The following is a 15,711-nucleotide window of genomic DNA, read 5'->3' as shown; positions in this document are numbered from 1 at the left end:
TCGATCTGGTGGCGGGGCACGAGGAATCCGACCGCACGCTGGACGGCGCGCCGGGTGCACCCTTGCGCATCAATCAGTTTATCTTCACCGATCAGGTCAAGCAGACCTCGCTGGAAGCGCGCCTGTCCAACGCGCAGGAAGGCGGCTTCAATTGGGTGGCCGGCGCCTATTATCTGAAGGACAAGACCGATTTCGGCACGACGCTGTTCTACGAGGACAGCCGGTTCACGCAGATCGAGACCGACTATCATCAGAAGCGCGACAGCTTCGCCCTGTTCGGCCAGGTCGACTGGCGGCTGTTCGACCGGCTGACGCTGACCGGCGGCCTGCGCTACACCACGGAATCGTCCAATTATTTCGGATCGACCATCGACGCCAATCCCTATGGCATCTCGCTGGGCGTCGGCCTGCCGCTGCCTGTCTTCTTCGACAATGATTTCGACGACGACAATCTGTCGGGCCGCGCATCGGCGAAGTTCGACCTGACCCGGTCGCTGTCGATCTACGGCGCCTATGGCCGTGGCTACAAGGCGGGCGGTTTCGACGGGACGAGCATCTTCTCCGCGCCCGAAGCGCTGTCCTTCAAGTCGGAGACGGTGGATTCCTTCGAAGGCGGCATCAAATGGTTCCCGGCCTCCAATCTGTTCAACCTTTCGGTCGACGGCTTCCATTATTCCTTCAAGAATCTGCAATCGAGCACGGCGACGCCCAACGGCAATGTCCGCACCAACATCGCGGCCGCCAAGCTGAAGGGAGTGGACGTCACCGGGACGCTTAACCTGGTGCGGACGGAGACGCAGCAACTGACCTTCGACGTAGGCGCGACTTTCCTGGACAGCGAAATCACCAGGTTCGAATCCAGCAACCCGGTCCTGGTGACGCTGAACCTGGGCAATAATCTGCCCGCCGCGCCGAAGGCGTCGGGCCATGCGCGTCTGGCGCACAGCATTGCCCTGATGCCTGACTGGCGCTTGCGGTCGAGCGTGGACGTCACCTACAAGGGCAGCGAATATAAGCGCCTCGACAATTCGCTGTCGTCGAAGACGGAGGCTTACGCCCTTCTGAACCTGCGCCTGGAACTGCAAAATGCCGCCAGCGGGATTTCGCTCTACGGCTATGTCAGGAACGTCACGAACGAGCGCTATTATGTCGACATTGCAGGACCGTCGCGCCTTATCGGGGCGCCGCGCACATTCGGCGCGGGGGCGCGCTTCGCCTGGTGATCATCGGCCATTTTTCAGGGGCTTGACGCATGAAACCGAACCATCTCTTCCGCGCCGTCGCGGCATCGTTCCTTGCCATGGCCGCGCCTTCCGCGGCGCAGGCTCCCGATCGGGGCTTCACCATAGCGGTCATTCCCGACACGCAGAATTACCTGGACTACAGCCATCAGCGGGAGGCGGGCTTCCCCATCGACGCCAGGGAAATCTTCCTCGACCAGATGGAATATATCGCCCGCAACGCCAGGTCGGCCGGCGGCGACATCGTCTTCGCGACCTCCGTCGGCGATGTGTGGCAGCATGGCAGCCGGTCGATGGACGCCGAACATGCGGCGAAGGGGCTGAAGGCGATCCCCAATCCGGTCTTCGGCAATTATCTGAAGCCCGAACCGCGCACCCTGACGGTGGAGATGCCGACGGCGCGCGCGGGCTACAGCATATTGGCCGGAAAGCTGCCCTTCTCGGTCGTGCCGGGCAATCATGATTATGACGCCGTATGGTCGGACTCGCGCTGGCCCGCGACGATGAAGGGCAACGATCCTATGCGATACGGCATGCTCCATTATGGCGGGCTGGACAATTTCCGCTCCGTCTTCGGCAGCGGCTCGTCCTTCTTCAAGGACAAGCCCTGGTATGTCGCCTCCTTCAACGGAGGCGCCGACAGTGCCCAGATTTTCGAGGCGGGCGGCTATCGCTTCCTGCATATCGGGCTGGAGATGGCGCCGGAGGATGATGTGATCCAATGGGCGCAGGGCGTGCTGAAAAGCCATCCGGGCCTGCCCACCATCATCTCCATCCACGATCATCTCAACATAGCGGGAGAGCGCAAGCCGATCCCGGCGGTGGATTTCGACGCCGTCCACAAGGAACATAATTCGCCGGAAGAATTGTGGCGGAAGTTCATCGCCCGCAACGATCAGATCTTCATGGTCCTGAGCGGTCATCAGCATGGGCAGGCGCATGCAACCGACAGCAACGCCTTTGGCCATGACGTGCATCAGATATTGGCGGACTATCAGGATCGCGGCCAGATCTTGCCGATGATCGCGCCGGGGGCGCCGAAAGCCGCGCTGGGCGACGGCTGGCTGAGGTTGATGAAGTTCGATTTCTCAGGCGAGGTTCCGACCGTGTCGGTGTCGACTTACTCCACTTATTTCCACAGCTCGTCCGATCGCATGACAAGCTATCCCGCCCTCTACAAGGAACATGAGAAACCCGCCGCCAGCGACGCCGCCTTCGGCGCGGAGGATCGGTTCACGCTGACCCTTTCGGACTTCAGGGAACGCTTCGCGAAAGCGGCGGTCGCGGCAAGATAAGGAGGGGTTGGAGCAGGGCCGTCCGGTCCTGGCCCGTTGAAAACCGCCGCTGATGTCGCGCCAGCCCACCCCCTAACCCCCTCCCGCTTGCGGGAGGGGGAATGACCGCTTCCCACCTGTCCACCTTGCCTAAAATGGGAAGCAGGCGAGATAGGCGTCCAACTGGCTCCGCTCTCCTTCCAGCCGGATGGAGCCTTCCTCGAAAAGGTCGTCCAGCTCGCACAGCATGTTGAGATAATCATACCATCGCTCCAGCCTGACCCAGACCTTGAAATCGGCTTCGCCCACATGGCTCCGATCGCTGATGTCGAGTTGCTTGCCGGCGATGCGGACGGTGACCAGATGCGGTTTCGCATCCTCGAAGGTCCAGTGGCTGGTCAGATTGAGCTTTCGCGCCGCGCCGCGCTGGAAGCTGAGGCGAAGAGAGAAGATGTGGCCCATCAGGCTGGTCGTGATGCGCCCCGCCCGGACATGCTTGATCTGCTTGTGCGGGAACTTGCGCGGCACGCTCTCGTCCGCGTCCGTGCCCTTGATGACGTAGAGGGTCTCTTTTTTGTCCAGAAGAGGTTTCACCACATCCTCAACATAGGTCTTGCGATCCCGCAGGAACGGGGAAATCACTTCCTCGCCGGCCGGACAGACGGAGATGCAATAGGCCGCCTTGTACTGCGGCTTGAAGGACAGGGATTGCCACATCAACTGGGTCTCGCTGGGCGGAATGCGCTTGCGATAATCGGCCTTGTCCTTCGCCTCGACGACATTTTCCACCCAGTTCAGGAAATTGCCGGTGAAGTCGTGATAATTGTGGGTGTAGCAGGTCATGAAGTCGAACGCGCCGTCCGCCTTGATGGCGCCCACGGGACAGGCGGCGACGCACAATTTGCAGCCCAGGCACGGATTATAGTCGACCGGCTGGTCATATTCGTCGACCTCCACGCCCAGCAATACGGTCCCCAACAGGATGAAGCTGCCGAATTTCGGATGGATCACGCTGCGGTGGACGCCCATATGGCCCAGCCCCGCCTCGACGGCGACGGGCTTGTGCTGCACCATCATGATCTTGGGTTGGTCGAGTTCCATCGGAAATGCCGCGATGGCGTTGCAGGCCGGAATGCCGCGCCGGGCAAGTTCGCGCACGATTTCGCGGCAGGCTTCGTTCACATGGTCGTAGGTCGCATGGAATTCCTCGTTCGCGACCGATCGCGTCTCCGAACGCACCGGCCACTCGTTCATCCGGCAGACGATCGCGAGAAGCGTCTTCGTCCTGCCATAGACCTTCCGGATATAGGGGATTTGCGGGGCGAGCGCGGGGCGCGTGAGTTCCACGAGCCCGGCGTCGGCGGCGCCGCATTCGCGCGCGATCTGCTTCAGGAGGGCGGCGGACACCTTCTCGACAGGCTCGATACTCTCCTGCTCGCGCAGGGCACGAACGGTAGGATGATCGTCGAACGCCATGGCTTCACCTGTCATGATATTATGTCAATAATCTAATGGCTATCTTCCTTCCTTGACGATTGCAAGAGCGCAACGGCGGCAGCGCCTGTCGCTTTCGCCGCTTTGCCGATCCGGGGCCGGAATGGCGCGGATTTTACAGGACTATTTCCATCGCGAGGTGAAAGATCGGCGGCGGGACGCCGCGCTCTCCGGCGCCAATGCCCGCCTGGCAATCTTCGCGACGGCTGGAAGTCCAGTTCCAGATAGTCGAGCAGCTGGCGGCTTTGGCTGCCGGGCCAGTTTTTCATGGCGGAAGGGCACGCTGCTCTTGCCCTCCGACTCGTCGAACGGCGGAAGCCTCCACTAAGGAAATCTAATAAGCCGCCCAACATTGCTTGTGAGACTAATCTCTACCAATAAAATAGATAATGCTCGTCCCATTCCGGAAGGATGAGTATGAAGCCGTTGCAAGCCCTTAAGGAATATTGGATCCGCCTGCGCGCTGCCGCCCGGCGCGAATTTCTGCGCGACCCGGACGTGATCCTGTTCGAACGCGCCGCGCCGCAGCAGGAAAGCGCCGGTGGTCGCTGAGGGCTGGTCGCGGCGCGCCGTTCTGGCGGCGGGTGCGGCGACGGGGCTTTTGCTCGGCGGATGCGGCGCGGGGCGCCATGCGCGGCCCCGGCTGCGCGTCTCCCTCACCGGCAAGGGAGAGGTGGACTCGCGGCTGCTGTTCAAGGCGGCAGGGATCGCGCCCAAGGGATTCGACATCCATTACAGCGAATTCCAGTCCGGCCATCTGGTGGTGGAGGCGCTGAACGGGGGGTCGCTCGACTATGGCGGGATGAGCGAGATTCCGCCGATCTTCGCGGCCGCCTCGACGATCCAAAGCTTCCGACAGGTTGCCGTGGTCCATGGCGACGTCAACAACCAGGTGGTCCTGTTGCCGAAAGGGTCGAAGGCGCGCTCGATCGCCGACCTCAAGGGCAAGCGGGTGGGCTATGTGCGCGCCACCACTTCGCAATATTTCCTGATCCGGATGCTGGAGGAAGCGGGCCTTGGCTGGGACGACATCAGGCCGGTCGCGATGGGCGTTTCCGACGGCGCGGCCGCCTTTTCCCAGGGCGCGCTGGATGCCTGGGCGATCTATGGCTTTCCGATCCAGCGTGCGATCGCGATCGAGGGGGCCCGGATATTGCGCACCGCCCAGGGCATATTGTCGGGCAACTATCTGATTTCCGTCCATGTCGATGCGCTGGCCGATCCGGAAATGTCGCGGATCATCCGCGAATATCTGGCGCTGGCGCAACAGGCCTATGGCTGGGCGGCGGCGAACCAGGATGAATGGGCCGGCATCATCGCCAGGAATATCGGCGTGCCGCGCCAATATGTGACCGACCAGTTCCGGCGCAGGAGCGCCATTTACGAACTGCGCCCCGTGACCGATGCGGCCATCGCATCGCAACAGGAGGTGGCGGACCTCTTCTTCGCCCAGAAACTGCTGCCCAGGGCGGTCGATGTTCGACCGCTCTGGGACGCGCGCTTCAATGATTCCATAGGGAAAGGCTGAAAATCATGGCCAGCCACGCATTTGCTGTCGAAACACCGTCCCGCGAACCGATCGGTCCCGAATTGCTGGACCGGATCACCCGGAAATTGGCGGAAACGGCGGAGGCCTACGACCGCAGCGCCGAATTCCCCCGCGCCAATTTCGACCTGCTGGCACGGGAAGGGCTGGTCGGCCTGACCGTGCCGGTGGAATATGGCGGGCGGGGCGCGTCCCTTTCCGAAGGCCTGCGCGTGCTCGGCGCAGTGGCGAAGGGCGAGCCGTCGACGGCGCTGATCCTGTTCATGACCTATCATTATCATGCGGCCCCGGCCCGGGCGCAGGGCTGGCCGCCCGGCATTTACGAACGATTGGCGCGGCAGGCGGTGCAGGGGCGCGGCTTGATCGGCGGCCTGCGCGTCGAACCGGAACTGGGCACGCCTGTGCGCGGCGGCCTGCCCGCGACGGTCGCCCGGCGCACGGCGGACGGCTGGGCGATCAGCGGCACGAAAATCTATTCGACGGGATCGACCGGGCTCGACTGGTTCGCCGTCTGGGCCAGGACGGATGAGGAACAGCCGCGCGTCGGCAATTTCCTGGTCCGCTCCGATAGCCCCGGCATCGCGATAGAACCGGCCTGGGACCATCTGGGCATGCGCGCCACGGTCAGCCACGCGGTGCATTTCACGGACACGCCGGTGCCGCTAGACCATGCAGTCGACATCCGCCGGCCCGAACAATGGGCGTCGGGGGCGGGCGATTTCAGCCTGGCGATCTGGAACGCGCTGGCCATCTCCACCATCTATGACGGCGTGGCGCGGGCCGCGCGCGACTGGCTGCGCGCCTATCTCAACGATCGCGTTCCCAGCAATCTGGGCGCCTCACTGGCGACCCTGCCGCGCGTTCAGGAGAAATTCGGCAAGATAGAGACGCTGTTGCAGGTCAACCGCACGCTGATCCGCGACGCCGCGGCGCGCCATGACGCGGGCGACGCTCCGGGCGCGGTGGAGGTCAACAACATCAAATATCTGGCGACGGCCAATGCGATCCGCGCCGTGGAGATCGGGCTGGAACTCACCGGCAATCCAGGCATCAGTCGCAAGAACCCGCTGGAGCGCCATTATCGCGACGTGCTGTGCAGCCGCATCCACTCGCCGCAGACCGACACGATATTGATCGCGGCGGGTCGTGCCGCGCTGGGGAACTGACATGTCCTTGATCATCGCCAGCCAGCTGGACCCTGATTTCAACCGCAGCCTCGGCCTGCACCCATCCGCCCCGACCCTGATCGACGTGGCGGAGGATGAACCCTGGACCGCCGCGAGAGAGGCGGACATATTGCTGATCAGGCCGTCCCCGGCCTGGCGGCAATCCGCCCGGATACGGCCGGACATCTGGCCGGGGCGGCTCAAATGGGTCTACAGCGCGTCGGCGGGGGTGGATTTCTACCCCGGCTGGCTGCTGGAAGCGCCGCTCGTCACCTGCGGCCGCGGCGTCGCTTCGGAGGAGATCGCGGATTATGTGATCGCCGCCATCTACGCCCATGCCAAGAATCTCCAGGCGGCGGAAGCGCATTCGCGGGAACAGTGGATTCCCCGCCCGCTCGGCCGCGTCTCCGGAACGACCATCGGCATCGTCGGCCTGGGCGCGATCGGCGCGGCGGTGGCGCGGCGCGGGCTGGCGCTCGGCGCGCAGGTCATCGGCCTGCGGCGCAGCGGCGCGCAGTCGGGCATCAGCGGCGTGCAGCATGTCAGCGACCTCGCAACGCTCGCGGCGGAGGCGGACCATATCGTCGTCGCCGTCCCCGGAACCCCCGAAACCCGCCACCTCTTCAACGAGGCGCTGTTCGCCCGGATCAAGCCGGGCGCGCATCTCATCAACGTGGCGCGGGGTTCGGTGGTCGACCAGGAGGCGCTGATCGACGCGCTGGACCGGGACAGGCTGGGCTTCGCGACGCTGGACGTCACCGATCCGGAACCGCTGCCCGAAGGCCACCCCCTCTACACCCATCCCCGCGTGCGGCTGACGCCGCATATCTCCAGCAACTACAGCCTGGTCCGCCACCGCCTGCTGGAAAAGGTCAATGACGACCTGTCCCGCTTCGTGCGCGGCGAAAAACCCAGCGACATCGTCGATCCGGCGCGGGGCTATTAGGCAGCGTGGACCGATAGGGGACGCTCTCAATCCTCCCTACGCGCAGCGTGGGGAGGGTCGAAGAGAGGCACGTGCCTCTCTTCGACGCCGCTGAAAGCGGTGGTGGAGGGGAAAATCGGAGGTCATGCCCCATTCCCCTCCACCAGCCTTCGGCTGGTCCCCCTCCCCATCTCCCGATAGGGAGGAATAGGATAAGGTTCAGCTCCGCCCTAAAGCGTCTGAACCGTTTCCCGCGCCAGTTCCGCCAGCCGGTGCGCGGCCTTGTCCAGCTTCTCCCCCGCCCGCAGGATCGCCGCGACCCGCGGCAGGTGCGGCAGCCGCTCATGCTCCAGCGCCTGGCTGTCCTCCAGGAACAAATGGGTGCGGCAGGTGATGCCCAGTCCCGCCCCGACAGCGGCTTTCAGCGTCGCCAAGTTGGGCGTCTCCACCGCGATCCGCCATTGCAGTCCGCTATCCTCCAGCGCCCGGATCGCCGCCTCGCGGAAGCGGCACGGCTCCTCCAGCACGGCGAGCGGGATCACCTCCCGCTCGACCAGCGCCTGCTCGCCATACCAGCTCATCGGCGCGACCGTCACCGCATGCGGATCGTTGGGCGCGGCGAAGCCCAGCACGATGTCCAGTTCGCGCCGGTCGAGCAGCGTCTGCAATTCCGCCGTGCCCGCAACCCGCGCATAGATTTGCGCGTCGGGATGCAGTTCGGAAAAACGCGACAGCAAACCGCTCAGCAGGCTGTCGGCGAAATCCTGCACCATGCCGATCCGCGCCGGTCCGGCGAAACGCCCCGCGCTCACCGCCGCCACCGCCTCGTCATGCAGCAGCAGCACGCGCCGCGCATAGTCCAGCAGCACTTCCCCGGCGGTGGTCAGGTTCAGCCGCCGCCCCTCGCGCAGGAACAGCGTCTGCTGCACCAGTTCCTCCAGCCGCTTGATCTGCAGGCTGAGCGCGGATTGAGTCACGAACACCTGCTCCGATGCGTTCAGCATCGACCCCGTGTCGACGATGGCGACGAAGCTGCGCAGCAGGTTGGTGGGCAGATTGACCGGCATGGAAACCTCGATGGAAAAAGGGGGAAGCCGCCGATCCGATGCCGGAAACGGAGTCGCGCTTTTATCGCGAAGGCTTATATATCAATCAAAATAGTAGAGATTTAAAGAGGCCATGAAAATCTTGGCCAATACGGTCGAAGCAAGGAAACCCGCCATTTCCGGCGGCGGACGGCGCCTGATTTGCGGCCACATGTTCCCTATGAGCGCCCCTCATAGATCGACCGAGAAAACTTAATTGAATTGGTAGAGAATTAATGTTGGGCTTTCCCTCACCACAAAGAGGGCGAGTTTGATGACGGTTTTGACAGTGGACAGAAGCGGTGCCGGGCATGTCGGCGCGCGGGGATTTTCCCTCTCGCGCTTCGGCGGACGCTGGCTCTCGCCCGTTGTCCTGCTGCTGCTCTGGGAATTGGGATCGCGCAGCGGCCTGATCCCGGAACGGACCTTGGCCGCGCCCTCCGCGGTGATCGGCACGCTGCTGGAAATGCTGCTGTCGGGCGAACTGCCCTCCAACCTGCTCGTATCCTTCGCGCGAGTCGCCGCCGGCCTGCTGATCGGCGTGAGCCTGGGCCTCATCCTCGGCCTCGTGGCGGGCCTTTCCCGCGCTGGTGAGCTTGCGGTCGACCCGCTGATGCAGATCAAGCGCACCATTCCTGCGCTCGCGCTGACCCCGCTCTTCATCGTCTGGTTCGGCATCGGCGAGACGCCCAAGGTGGCGCTGATCGCTTTCGGCACCGTCTTCCCCGTCTATCTCAACCTCTACAGCGGCATCCGCAGCGTCGACCTGCGCCTGCTGGACGCGGCGAAAAGCTTCGGCCTCAGCCGCTGGGAACAGATCTGGCATGTCGTCCTGCCCTCCGCTCTGCCCTCGCTGCTGGTCGGGCTGCGCTATGCGCTGTCGGTCGCCATCCTGGTGCTGGTCGTGGCGGAGCAGATCAACGCCTCGGCCGGTCTTGGCTATCTCATCAACAATGCCCGCGATTTCATGCGGACGGACATCATCGTCGTCTGCCTCATGGTCTACGCCATTCTCGGCCTTGGCGCCGACTGGCTGGTCCGCACCGTCGAAGCCCGCGCCCTCATCTGGCGCCCCAGCATAGTGGAGCAATAAGCATGGACGCCCGTCTCGGATTTTCCGCCCTGCAAAGCGCCGCCGACCATCGCGACCCGCCGCATCCCGAACCAGTCGTCAGGCTGCGCGATTTCACCCGCCGCTTCGGTCCCAACACGATCATCGACGGCCTGGACCTCGACATCGCGCCGGGCGAGTTCATCGCCCTGCTGGGCCGTTCCGGCTCCGGCAAGACCACGCTGCTGCGCACGCTCGCGGGGCTGGACGAGGTGCGGGGCCAGGATGTGGAAGTCCCCGACTCCCGCGCCGTGGTGTTCCAGGACGCCCGCCTGCTCCCCTGGAAGCCGGTGTGGAAGAATGTCGCCCTGGGCCTGAAGGGCGACCGGGTGCGCGACCGCAGCGAAGCCGCGCTCAAGGAAGTCGGCCTCGGCCACCGGCTCGACGCCTGGCCGCTGACGCTTTCGGGCGGGGAGGCGCAGCGCGTGGCCCTCGCCCGCGCCCTGGTGCGCGAACCGAAATTGCTGTTGCTCGACGAACCCTTCGCCGCCCTCGACGCGCTGACCCGCTACCGCATGCACGACCTGGTCCTCTCGCTCTGGCGCGCCCACCGGCCCGCCGTGCTGATCGTGACCCATGACGTGGAGGAAGCCATCGCCCTGGCCGACCGGGTGCTGGTGCTCGACAAGGGCCGCATCGTCGCGCAGGAACGGATCGCGGTCCCGCGCGGCGACCGCTCCGCCATCTCCGGCCGCCTGCGTGAAAAGCTGCTCTCCTATCTGGGCGGCGACGATCATGGGGAGGGCGTCCTGCCCTTCGCCCCCGTCGCCGAGGCTGCCGAATGAACGCAGTCGCCGCCATGGCCCAACCCGTCGAAGGCGCCGCCGACATAGGCCGCCTGCGCGGCTTCGTCACCGCCTTTGCCGACTTGCTGGCGGCGACCCGCGACGAAGGCGCGATCCTGGAAGGCGGCCGCGCCCTGCTGAGCCGCCTGATCGCCAGGGACGACTGGCTGCCGGAGGAATTCACCCGCCCGCATCCGGACCGCTACCAGCAATATCTGCTCCATTGCGACAGCCGCGAACGGTTCAGCGTCGTCAGCTTCGTCTGGGGACCGGGCCAGTCGACGCCGATCCACGATCACACCGTCTGGGGCCTGGTCGGCGTGCTGCGCGGCGTCGAGAAGGTGGAGCGCTTCCGCCAGTCGCCCGACGGCCGGTTGATCCCGCATGGCGAACAATTTCTGCGCGAAGGCGAAGTCGATGCCGTCTCCCCCCGCATCGGCGACATCCATCGCGTGACCAACGGCCTGGCTGACCGCCCGTCGATCAGCATCCATGTCTACGGCGCCAATATCGGCGCGGTCGAGCGGGCGACCTACGCGCCCGACGGCACCCCCAAGACCTTCATATCGGGTTACGCCAACGGCGTGATCCCCAACCTCTGGGACAGATCGAGAAACGCATGACCACCGAAACGCTGGACCGCACGAGCGACCGCACTTTGACCGCCACGCCGCAGGACATCCGCCGCGCCCTGCTGGTCGGCAGCGAGATCGCCCTGATCGACGTGCGCGAGGAACATGAATTCGCGCAGGGCCACCCCCTCTTCGCCGCCCAGATTCCGCTGCGCCGCATCGATGAGGAGGCGCGTTGGCGCATCCCGCGCCTCGACACGCCGATCATCGTCTATGACGATGGCGAAGGTCTGGCGCGCAAGGCCGCCGTGCGGTTCGAGGGGCTGGGCTACACCGACGTCCGCGAACTGGAAGGCGGCCTCAACGCCTGGCGCGAGGCGGGCTATGAACTGTTCGAGGATGTGAACAGCTATTCCAAGGCGTTCGGCGAACTGGTCGAACATCGCCGCCACACTCCCAGCCTGGCGGCGGAGGAAGTGCAGGCGCTGATCCGCGAAAAGGCCGACATCGCCATCCTCGACGCCCGCCGCTACGACGAATATAACACGATGAGCATCCCCACCGGCACCAGCGTGCCCGGCGCCGAACTGGTGCTGCGCGCCCGCACCATAGCGCCCGATCCGGACACGACGATCATCGTCAACTGCGCGGGCCGGACCCGGTCGATCATCGGCACCCAATCGCTGGTGAATGCGGGCCTGCCCAACCCGATCTTCGCGCTGCGCAACGGCACCATCGGCTGGACGCTGGCGGGGCAGGAGCTTGAGACCGGCCAGACCCGCGTCGCGCCGGAGGTCGACAACCGCTCCGCGGAGGACGCCCGCGCCCATGCCCGCGACGTCGCCTATCGCGCCGGGGTGAAGCGCATCGGCTGGGAGGAACTGGAGGAGCTGAAGGCGGACAAGGCCCGCACCCTCTATCTCTACGACGTGCGCCAGCCCCGCGAATATGAAAGCGGCCACCTGCCCGGCTTCCGCAACGCGCAGGGCGGCCAGTTGGTGCAGGAAACCGACCATAACGCCCCGGTGCGCGGCGCCCGCATCGTCGTCACCGACGATATCGGCCCCCGCGCCGACATGACCGCCTCCTGGCTCGCGCAACTGGGGTGGGAGGTGTTCGTGCTGGACGTCGACTGGTCGGCCGTGACGCTGGAAAAGGGACCGGACGGCGCGCCCGGCCCGCGCGGGCCGGAGGGCCGCTACAAGCGCCCTTATGAAGGCACCGACAACAAGGCCGCCGCCATGCAGGCCTATCTCGACTGGGAATATGGCCTCGTCGCCCAACTGGAGCGCGACGGCACCCACGGTTTCTTTGTCATCTGATTTTTTAGGGGCGACCCATGAGCGTCAAATCCATCGGCCATATCGGCTTCAACAACGGTTCCGAAACCCAGGCGGCGGTGCGCAGCCGGGCGCTGGCGGGCTGACATGGCGAAGAACAGGGGTGCGATCGTCGCGGTGGCATTGGTGGCGGCGGCGGGCTTCGGCCTTGCCGCCGCGAAATTCGGCGGCGGCGACGACAAGGTGCTGCGCGTCGCCAACCAGAAGGGGCAGGTCAAATCCATGATGATCGCGTCGGGCGTTCTGAAGGATGCGCCCTACACGGTCGAATGGTCGGAATTCCCGGCGGCCCAGCCGCTGCTGGAGGCGGTCGGCGGCGGCGCGGCGGATCTGGGCCTCGCCGCCGACGCGCCCTTCATCTTCGCCTATCAGAGCGGCAGCCCGGTCAAGGCCATAGGCATACAGGCGCCCGCCGCCCAGGCGGGGGAGGCGCTGGCGATATTGGTGAAGAACGGATCGCCCGTCCGATCCGTGCAGGATCTGGTCGGGAAGTCCGTCGCCGCCACGCGGGGATCGATCGGCCATCACCTGCTGCTCCAGGCGCTGGAGCGGGCGCATATCCCGGCGGACCGGGTGCGCGTGACCTTCCTGCCGCCCGGCGACGCCAAGGCCGCCTTCGACAGCGGCGCCATCGACGCCTGGTCCACCTGGACGCCCTACACCAATGTGGCGATCAAGGAAGGGGCGAGGGCGGTCGTCGACGCGAAGGATTACGGCCTGCCCATCTATATCGACATAGCGCACGCCGAATCCATCGGCCCCAAGCGCGCCCTGCTGGCCGATTTCCTCCAGCGGGAGGCGAAGGCGGTCCAGTGGGCGAGGGCGCATCCCGACGAATTCGCGCAGGTGCTGGCGAAGGAGACCGGCCTGCCGCTGGACATCGCCCGCGCCAGCTTCGACCGCAACAACCGCATGGCGCAACCGATAGACGACAAGATCATCGCGCATGAGCAGGCGATCACGCAACGCTTCCAGCGCGCCGGCCTGACCGACGGCAAGCGCCCCGTCGCGGACGCCTTCGACGCGAGCTTCAGCAAGGGCGGATAAAGCCGCACTTCGCCCACCCGCCATCGATCATTCGAACGATCCCGAATCCGCCCAGAAGGAGCATCCCCATGGCCACAGTCTTGAAGGACGACCGTTTCCGCCAGCCGGGCGTCAGCGAAGCGGAATGGAAGGTCCGCGTCGACCTTGCCGCATTCTACCGCCTGTCCGCCCTCTATGGCTGGGACGATTTGATCTACACCCACATCTCCGCCCGCGTGCCGGGGCCGGACCATCATTTCCTGATCAACCCCTTCGGCCTGATGTTCGATGAAATCACCGCGTCCAGCCTGGTCAAGGTCGACCTGGACGGCAACGTCATCGGCGAAAGCGATTACGGCATCAACTATGCGGGCTATGTGATCCACAGCGCGATCCACGGCGCGCGCGAGGACGCCCATTATATCGCCCATTTCCACAGCGCGGACGGCATGGCGGTGTCGGCCCATGCCGAAGGGCTGCTGCCGCTCAACCAGCGCGCCCTCTCGCTGATCCCGCGCCTGTCCTATCATGATTATGAGGGCGTCGCGCTCAACCTGGACGAACGGGAAAGGCTGGTCGCCGACCTGGGCGACACCAAGGTGATGCTGCTGCGCAACCACGGCACGCTGGCGCTGGGATCGACGCCGGGCGAAGCGTTCAGCGGCATCTATCATCTGGAGGAAGCCTGCAAGGCGCAGGTCCGCAGCCTGGCCGTCGGCCGCGACAATGTGCTGATCGCTCCCGAAGCCGCGCAGGAGGAAGTTCGCCGCCAGATGAGCGAGCGCAAGCCGGTCGAGGGCGCCCGGTCGCACCACGACCTCGTCTGGGAAGCCGCGCTGCGCAAGGCGCAGCGTCATTCGCCGGGCTTCGATAACTGATCGGGGGCGTCCTCCCCGTCAGACCTGCATCGTCGATGCGACGTCGCGGAGCGATGAATTCGGCTCTGCGCGGCGGTTCGCCGGGTGGGACATGTCGCGGCAGGCGTGGAGGAAACGGTCGATATTGCCGGCGTTTAGGCCGGCGATGTTGATGCGTCCGCTCATGTCCATATAGACGGCATGCTTTTCGCGCATCGCGGCGATCTGGCCGGAATCGAACGGCATCATCGCGAACAGGCCCTCCTGCGCCGCGATCGGCTCCGTGCCGGGCAGGCCCGACGCCGCAAGCCGGCTGCGAATGCCGGCCAGCCGATGGCGCATGGCGTCGAGTTCGGCCAGCCAGTTCGCGCGCATCCCTTCATCCCCCAAAATGGTGCGCACGATCGCCGCGCCATGATCGGGCGGGTTCGACCATAGCGAGCGCGCGAAGGTTTCCGCCGTCAGTCGGCAGGCGTCGGCCGCGGACGGGGATGCGGCCATGACGGCGAGCATGCCCGTGCGCTCGCTGTAGAGGCCGAAACTCTTGGAACAGGAAATCGCTATGATCGCTTCGGGAAGCCTGTCGAGCAGGCGCCGCGTTCCTGCCGCGTCCTCGACCAGGCCCCTGGCCATGCCGGCATAAGCCAGATCGATGAGCGGAAGCAGCTTCGCTTCGAGCAGCGCGTCCGCCAGTTCGGCCCATTGCGCCGGGCTGAGCGCGGCGCCGGTCGGATTGTGGCAGCATCCATGAAGGAGGAAGAGGTCGCCCGGCCTCGCGTCCGACACGGCCTCCATCATGGCGTCGAAATCCACCGTTCCGGTCGCGGGATCATAATGGCGATAGGTGACGGATCGCAGCCCCGCGCGCTCCGCGACGGGGATATGGTTCGGCCAGGTGGGCGCTCCGACGATCAGCCGCGACGCCGGCGAACGGAAGGCGGCGAGTTCGAGACCGAGGCGGTAGGCGCCCGTGCCCCCCGGCGTCTGGACGAAGGAAAGCCGGCGGTCGGCCATGGCGGGCAGGTCCGGGAACAGCGCCTCCATGAGGCGCTCGCAATAAAGCTGGTCGCCGCCGGGGCCGAGATAGCCCTTTCCCATCTGGCTTTTGAGCTGCCGCTCCTCGGCTTGCTTCACCGCCGCCATGATCTTGATGCGCCCTTCGCCATCGCGATAGGTTCCGACGCCGAGATCGATCTTCTCGTCGCGCATGTCGGCGCGGAAGAGGCGCCCGACCTCCATCAGCGAGTCGGGTGCCGGCGGGCGCATGGTTTCGAACATCGGGAACGTTG

General features: G+C 65.3%; 15 protein-coding genes. 12 read left to right on the top strand and 3 right to left on the bottom strand.

The window, feature by feature from the left end:
- The first annotated feature begins 8 nt into the window (after window positions 1–8).
- Window positions 9–1,223, top strand: coding sequence for a TonB-dependent receptor (locus Sj15T_RS19530; protein ID WP_013054014.1), 1,215 nt, complete (start codon window positions 9–11; stop codon window positions 1,221–1,223).
- Window positions 1,224–1,252: 29 nt separating this feature from the next.
- Window positions 1,253–2,536, top strand: coding sequence for a metallophosphoesterase (locus tag Sj15T_RS19525; protein WP_013054013.1), 1,284 nt, complete (start codon window positions 1,253–1,255; stop codon window positions 2,534–2,536).
- Window positions 2,537–2,665: 129 nt separating this feature from the next.
- On the opposite strand, the gene Sj15T_RS19520 is transcribed toward Sj15T_RS19525, so the two are convergent.
- Window positions 2,666–4,006, bottom strand: a complete 1,341-nt coding sequence (locus tag Sj15T_RS19520; RefSeq protein WP_013054012.1) for a 4Fe-4S binding protein — start codon at window positions 4,004–4,006, stop codon at window positions 2,666–2,668.
- A gap of 429 nt (window positions 4,007–4,435) precedes the next feature.
- Between Sj15T_RS19520 and Sj15T_RS19515 the strand changes: the two genes are divergently transcribed.
- From Sj15T_RS19515 to Sj15T_RS19500, 4 genes are read left to right on the top strand one after another with little or no spacing between them, the layout of a single operon-like run.
- On the top strand, window positions 4,436–4,561 hold the full coding sequence (locus Sj15T_RS19515) for a hypothetical protein (protein ID WP_267904108.1): 126 nt from the start codon (window positions 4,436–4,438) through the stop codon (window positions 4,559–4,561).
- On the top strand, window positions 4,551–5,537 hold the full coding sequence (locus tag Sj15T_RS19510; RefSeq protein WP_013054009.1) for an aliphatic sulfonate ABC transporter substrate-binding protein: 987 nt from the start codon (window positions 4,551–4,553) through the stop codon (window positions 5,535–5,537). Before Sj15T_RS19515 ends, Sj15T_RS19510 begins: the two co-directional genes overlap by 11 nt.
- 5 nt (window positions 5,538–5,542) lie before the next feature.
- The gene (locus Sj15T_RS19505) at window positions 5,543–6,721 is read left to right on the top strand and encodes an acyl-CoA dehydrogenase family protein (protein ID WP_013054008.1); all 1,179 of its coding nucleotides are present in this window, start codon (window positions 5,543–5,545) and stop codon (window positions 6,719–6,721) included.
- A 1-nt stretch (window position 6,722) separates the two neighbouring features.
- Window positions 6,723–7,667 carry a D-isomer specific 2-hydroxyacid dehydrogenase family protein gene (locus tag Sj15T_RS19500; protein WP_013054007.1) on the top strand — a complete coding sequence of 315 codons (945 nt, stop codon included), beginning with the start codon at window positions 6,723–6,725 and terminating at the stop codon, window positions 7,665–7,667.
- Window positions 7,668–7,876: 209 nt separating this feature from the next.
- Here Sj15T_RS19500 and Sj15T_RS19495 read toward each other — a convergent pair whose 3' ends face one another.
- Window positions 7,877–8,713, bottom strand: coding sequence for a LysR substrate-binding domain-containing protein (locus Sj15T_RS19495; RefSeq protein WP_013054006.1), 837 nt, complete (start codon window positions 8,711–8,713; stop codon window positions 7,877–7,879).
- Between the two features lie 292 nt (window positions 8,714–9,005).
- Between Sj15T_RS19495 and Sj15T_RS19490 the strand changes: the two genes are divergently transcribed.
- The 6 genes from Sj15T_RS19490 to Sj15T_RS19465 all read left to right on the top strand — a co-directional run bounded on the left by Sj15T_RS19490 (window position 9,006) and on the right by Sj15T_RS19465 (window position 14,443).
- A complete protein-coding gene (locus Sj15T_RS19490; protein ID WP_013054005.1) occupies window positions 9,006–9,824 on the top strand; it encodes an ABC transporter permease in 819 nt (272 codons plus the stop codon).
- Window positions 9,825–9,826: 2 nt separating this feature from the next.
- Window positions 9,827–10,627, top strand: coding sequence for an ABC transporter ATP-binding protein (locus Sj15T_RS19485; protein WP_013054004.1), 801 nt, complete (start codon window positions 9,827–9,829; stop codon window positions 10,625–10,627).
- Window positions 10,624–11,250 (top strand): cysteine dioxygenase, encoded by a 627-nt coding sequence (locus Sj15T_RS19480; protein WP_013054003.1) that lies wholly within the window; start codon window positions 10,624–10,626, stop codon window positions 11,248–11,250. The genes Sj15T_RS19485 and Sj15T_RS19480 overlap by 4 nt, the downstream gene beginning before the upstream one ends.
- The gene (locus tag Sj15T_RS19475; RefSeq protein ID WP_013054002.1) at window positions 11,247–12,521 is read left to right on the top strand and encodes a rhodanese-like domain-containing protein; all 1,275 of its coding nucleotides are present in this window, start codon (window positions 11,247–11,249) and stop codon (window positions 12,519–12,521) included. The genes Sj15T_RS19480 and Sj15T_RS19475 overlap by 4 nt, the downstream gene beginning before the upstream one ends.
- Before the next feature lie 105 nt (window positions 12,522–12,626).
- On the top strand, window positions 12,627–13,586 hold the full coding sequence (locus Sj15T_RS19470; RefSeq protein ID WP_013054001.1) for an ABC transporter substrate-binding protein: 960 nt from the start codon (window positions 12,627–12,629) through the stop codon (window positions 13,584–13,586).
- A 68-nt stretch (window positions 13,587–13,654) separates the two neighbouring features.
- The gene (locus Sj15T_RS19465) at window positions 13,655–14,443 is read left to right on the top strand and encodes a class II aldolase/adducin family protein (RefSeq protein ID WP_013054000.1); all 789 of its coding nucleotides are present in this window, start codon (window positions 13,655–13,657) and stop codon (window positions 14,441–14,443) included.
- A gap of 18 nt (window positions 14,444–14,461) precedes the next feature.
- On the opposite strand, the gene Sj15T_RS19460 is transcribed toward Sj15T_RS19465, so the two are convergent.
- Complete coding sequence (locus Sj15T_RS19460; protein WP_013053999.1) at window positions 14,462–15,700, bottom strand: amino acid aminotransferase; 1,239 nt, start codon at window positions 15,698–15,700, stop codon at window positions 14,462–14,464.
- Window positions 15,701–15,711: the final 11 nt, after the last annotated feature.

The sequence above is a fragment of the Sphingobium sp. TA15 genome, assembly GCF_037101235.1.
GTDB classification, from domain to species: domain Bacteria; phylum Pseudomonadota; class Alphaproteobacteria; order Sphingomonadales; family Sphingomonadaceae; genus Sphingobium; species Sphingobium indicum.
This window is presented reverse-complemented; position numbering and strand designations above follow the sequence as displayed.

Bases quoted from the DNA above. Each gene is read 5' to 3' on its own strand.
- Sj15T_RS19505 (WP_013054008.1), top strand. From the start codon at position 5,543: ATGGCCAGCCACGCATTTGCTGTCGAAACACCGTCCCGCGAACCGATC.
- Sj15T_RS19465 (WP_013054000.1), top strand. From the start codon at position 13,655: ATGGCCACAGTCTTGAAGGACGACCGTTTCCGCCAGCCGGGCGTCAGC.
- Sj15T_RS19460 (WP_013053999.1), bottom strand. From the start codon at position 15,700: ATGTTCGAAACCATGCGCCCGCCGGCACCCGACTCGCTGATGGAGGTC.
- Sj15T_RS19480 (WP_013054003.1), top strand. From the start codon at position 10,624: ATGAACGCAGTCGCCGCCATGGCCCAACCCGTCGAAGGCGCCGCCGAC.
- Sj15T_RS19470 (WP_013054001.1), top strand. From the start codon at position 12,627: ATGGCGAAGAACAGGGGTGCGATCGTCGCGGTGGCATTGGTGGCGGCG.
- Sj15T_RS19475 (WP_013054002.1), top strand. From the start codon at position 11,247: ATGACCACCGAAACGCTGGACCGCACGAGCGACCGCACTTTGACCGCC.
- Sj15T_RS19485 (WP_013054004.1), top strand. From the start codon at position 9,827: ATGGACGCCCGTCTCGGATTTTCCGCCCTGCAAAGCGCCGCCGACCAT.
- Sj15T_RS19490 (WP_013054005.1), top strand. From the start codon at position 9,006: ATGACGGTTTTGACAGTGGACAGAAGCGGTGCCGGGCATGTCGGCGCG.
- Sj15T_RS19500 (WP_013054007.1), top strand. From the start codon at position 6,723: ATGTCCTTGATCATCGCCAGCCAGCTGGACCCTGATTTCAACCGCAGC.
- Sj15T_RS19495 (WP_013054006.1), bottom strand. From the start codon at position 8,713: ATGCCGGTCAATCTGCCCACCAACCTGCTGCGCAGCTTCGTCGCCATC.
- Sj15T_RS19520 (WP_013054012.1), bottom strand. From the start codon at position 4,006: ATGACAGGTGAAGCCATGGCGTTCGACGATCATCCTACCGTTCGTGCC.
- Sj15T_RS19525 (WP_013054013.1), top strand. From the start codon at position 1,253: ATGAAACCGAACCATCTCTTCCGCGCCGTCGCGGCATCGTTCCTTGCC.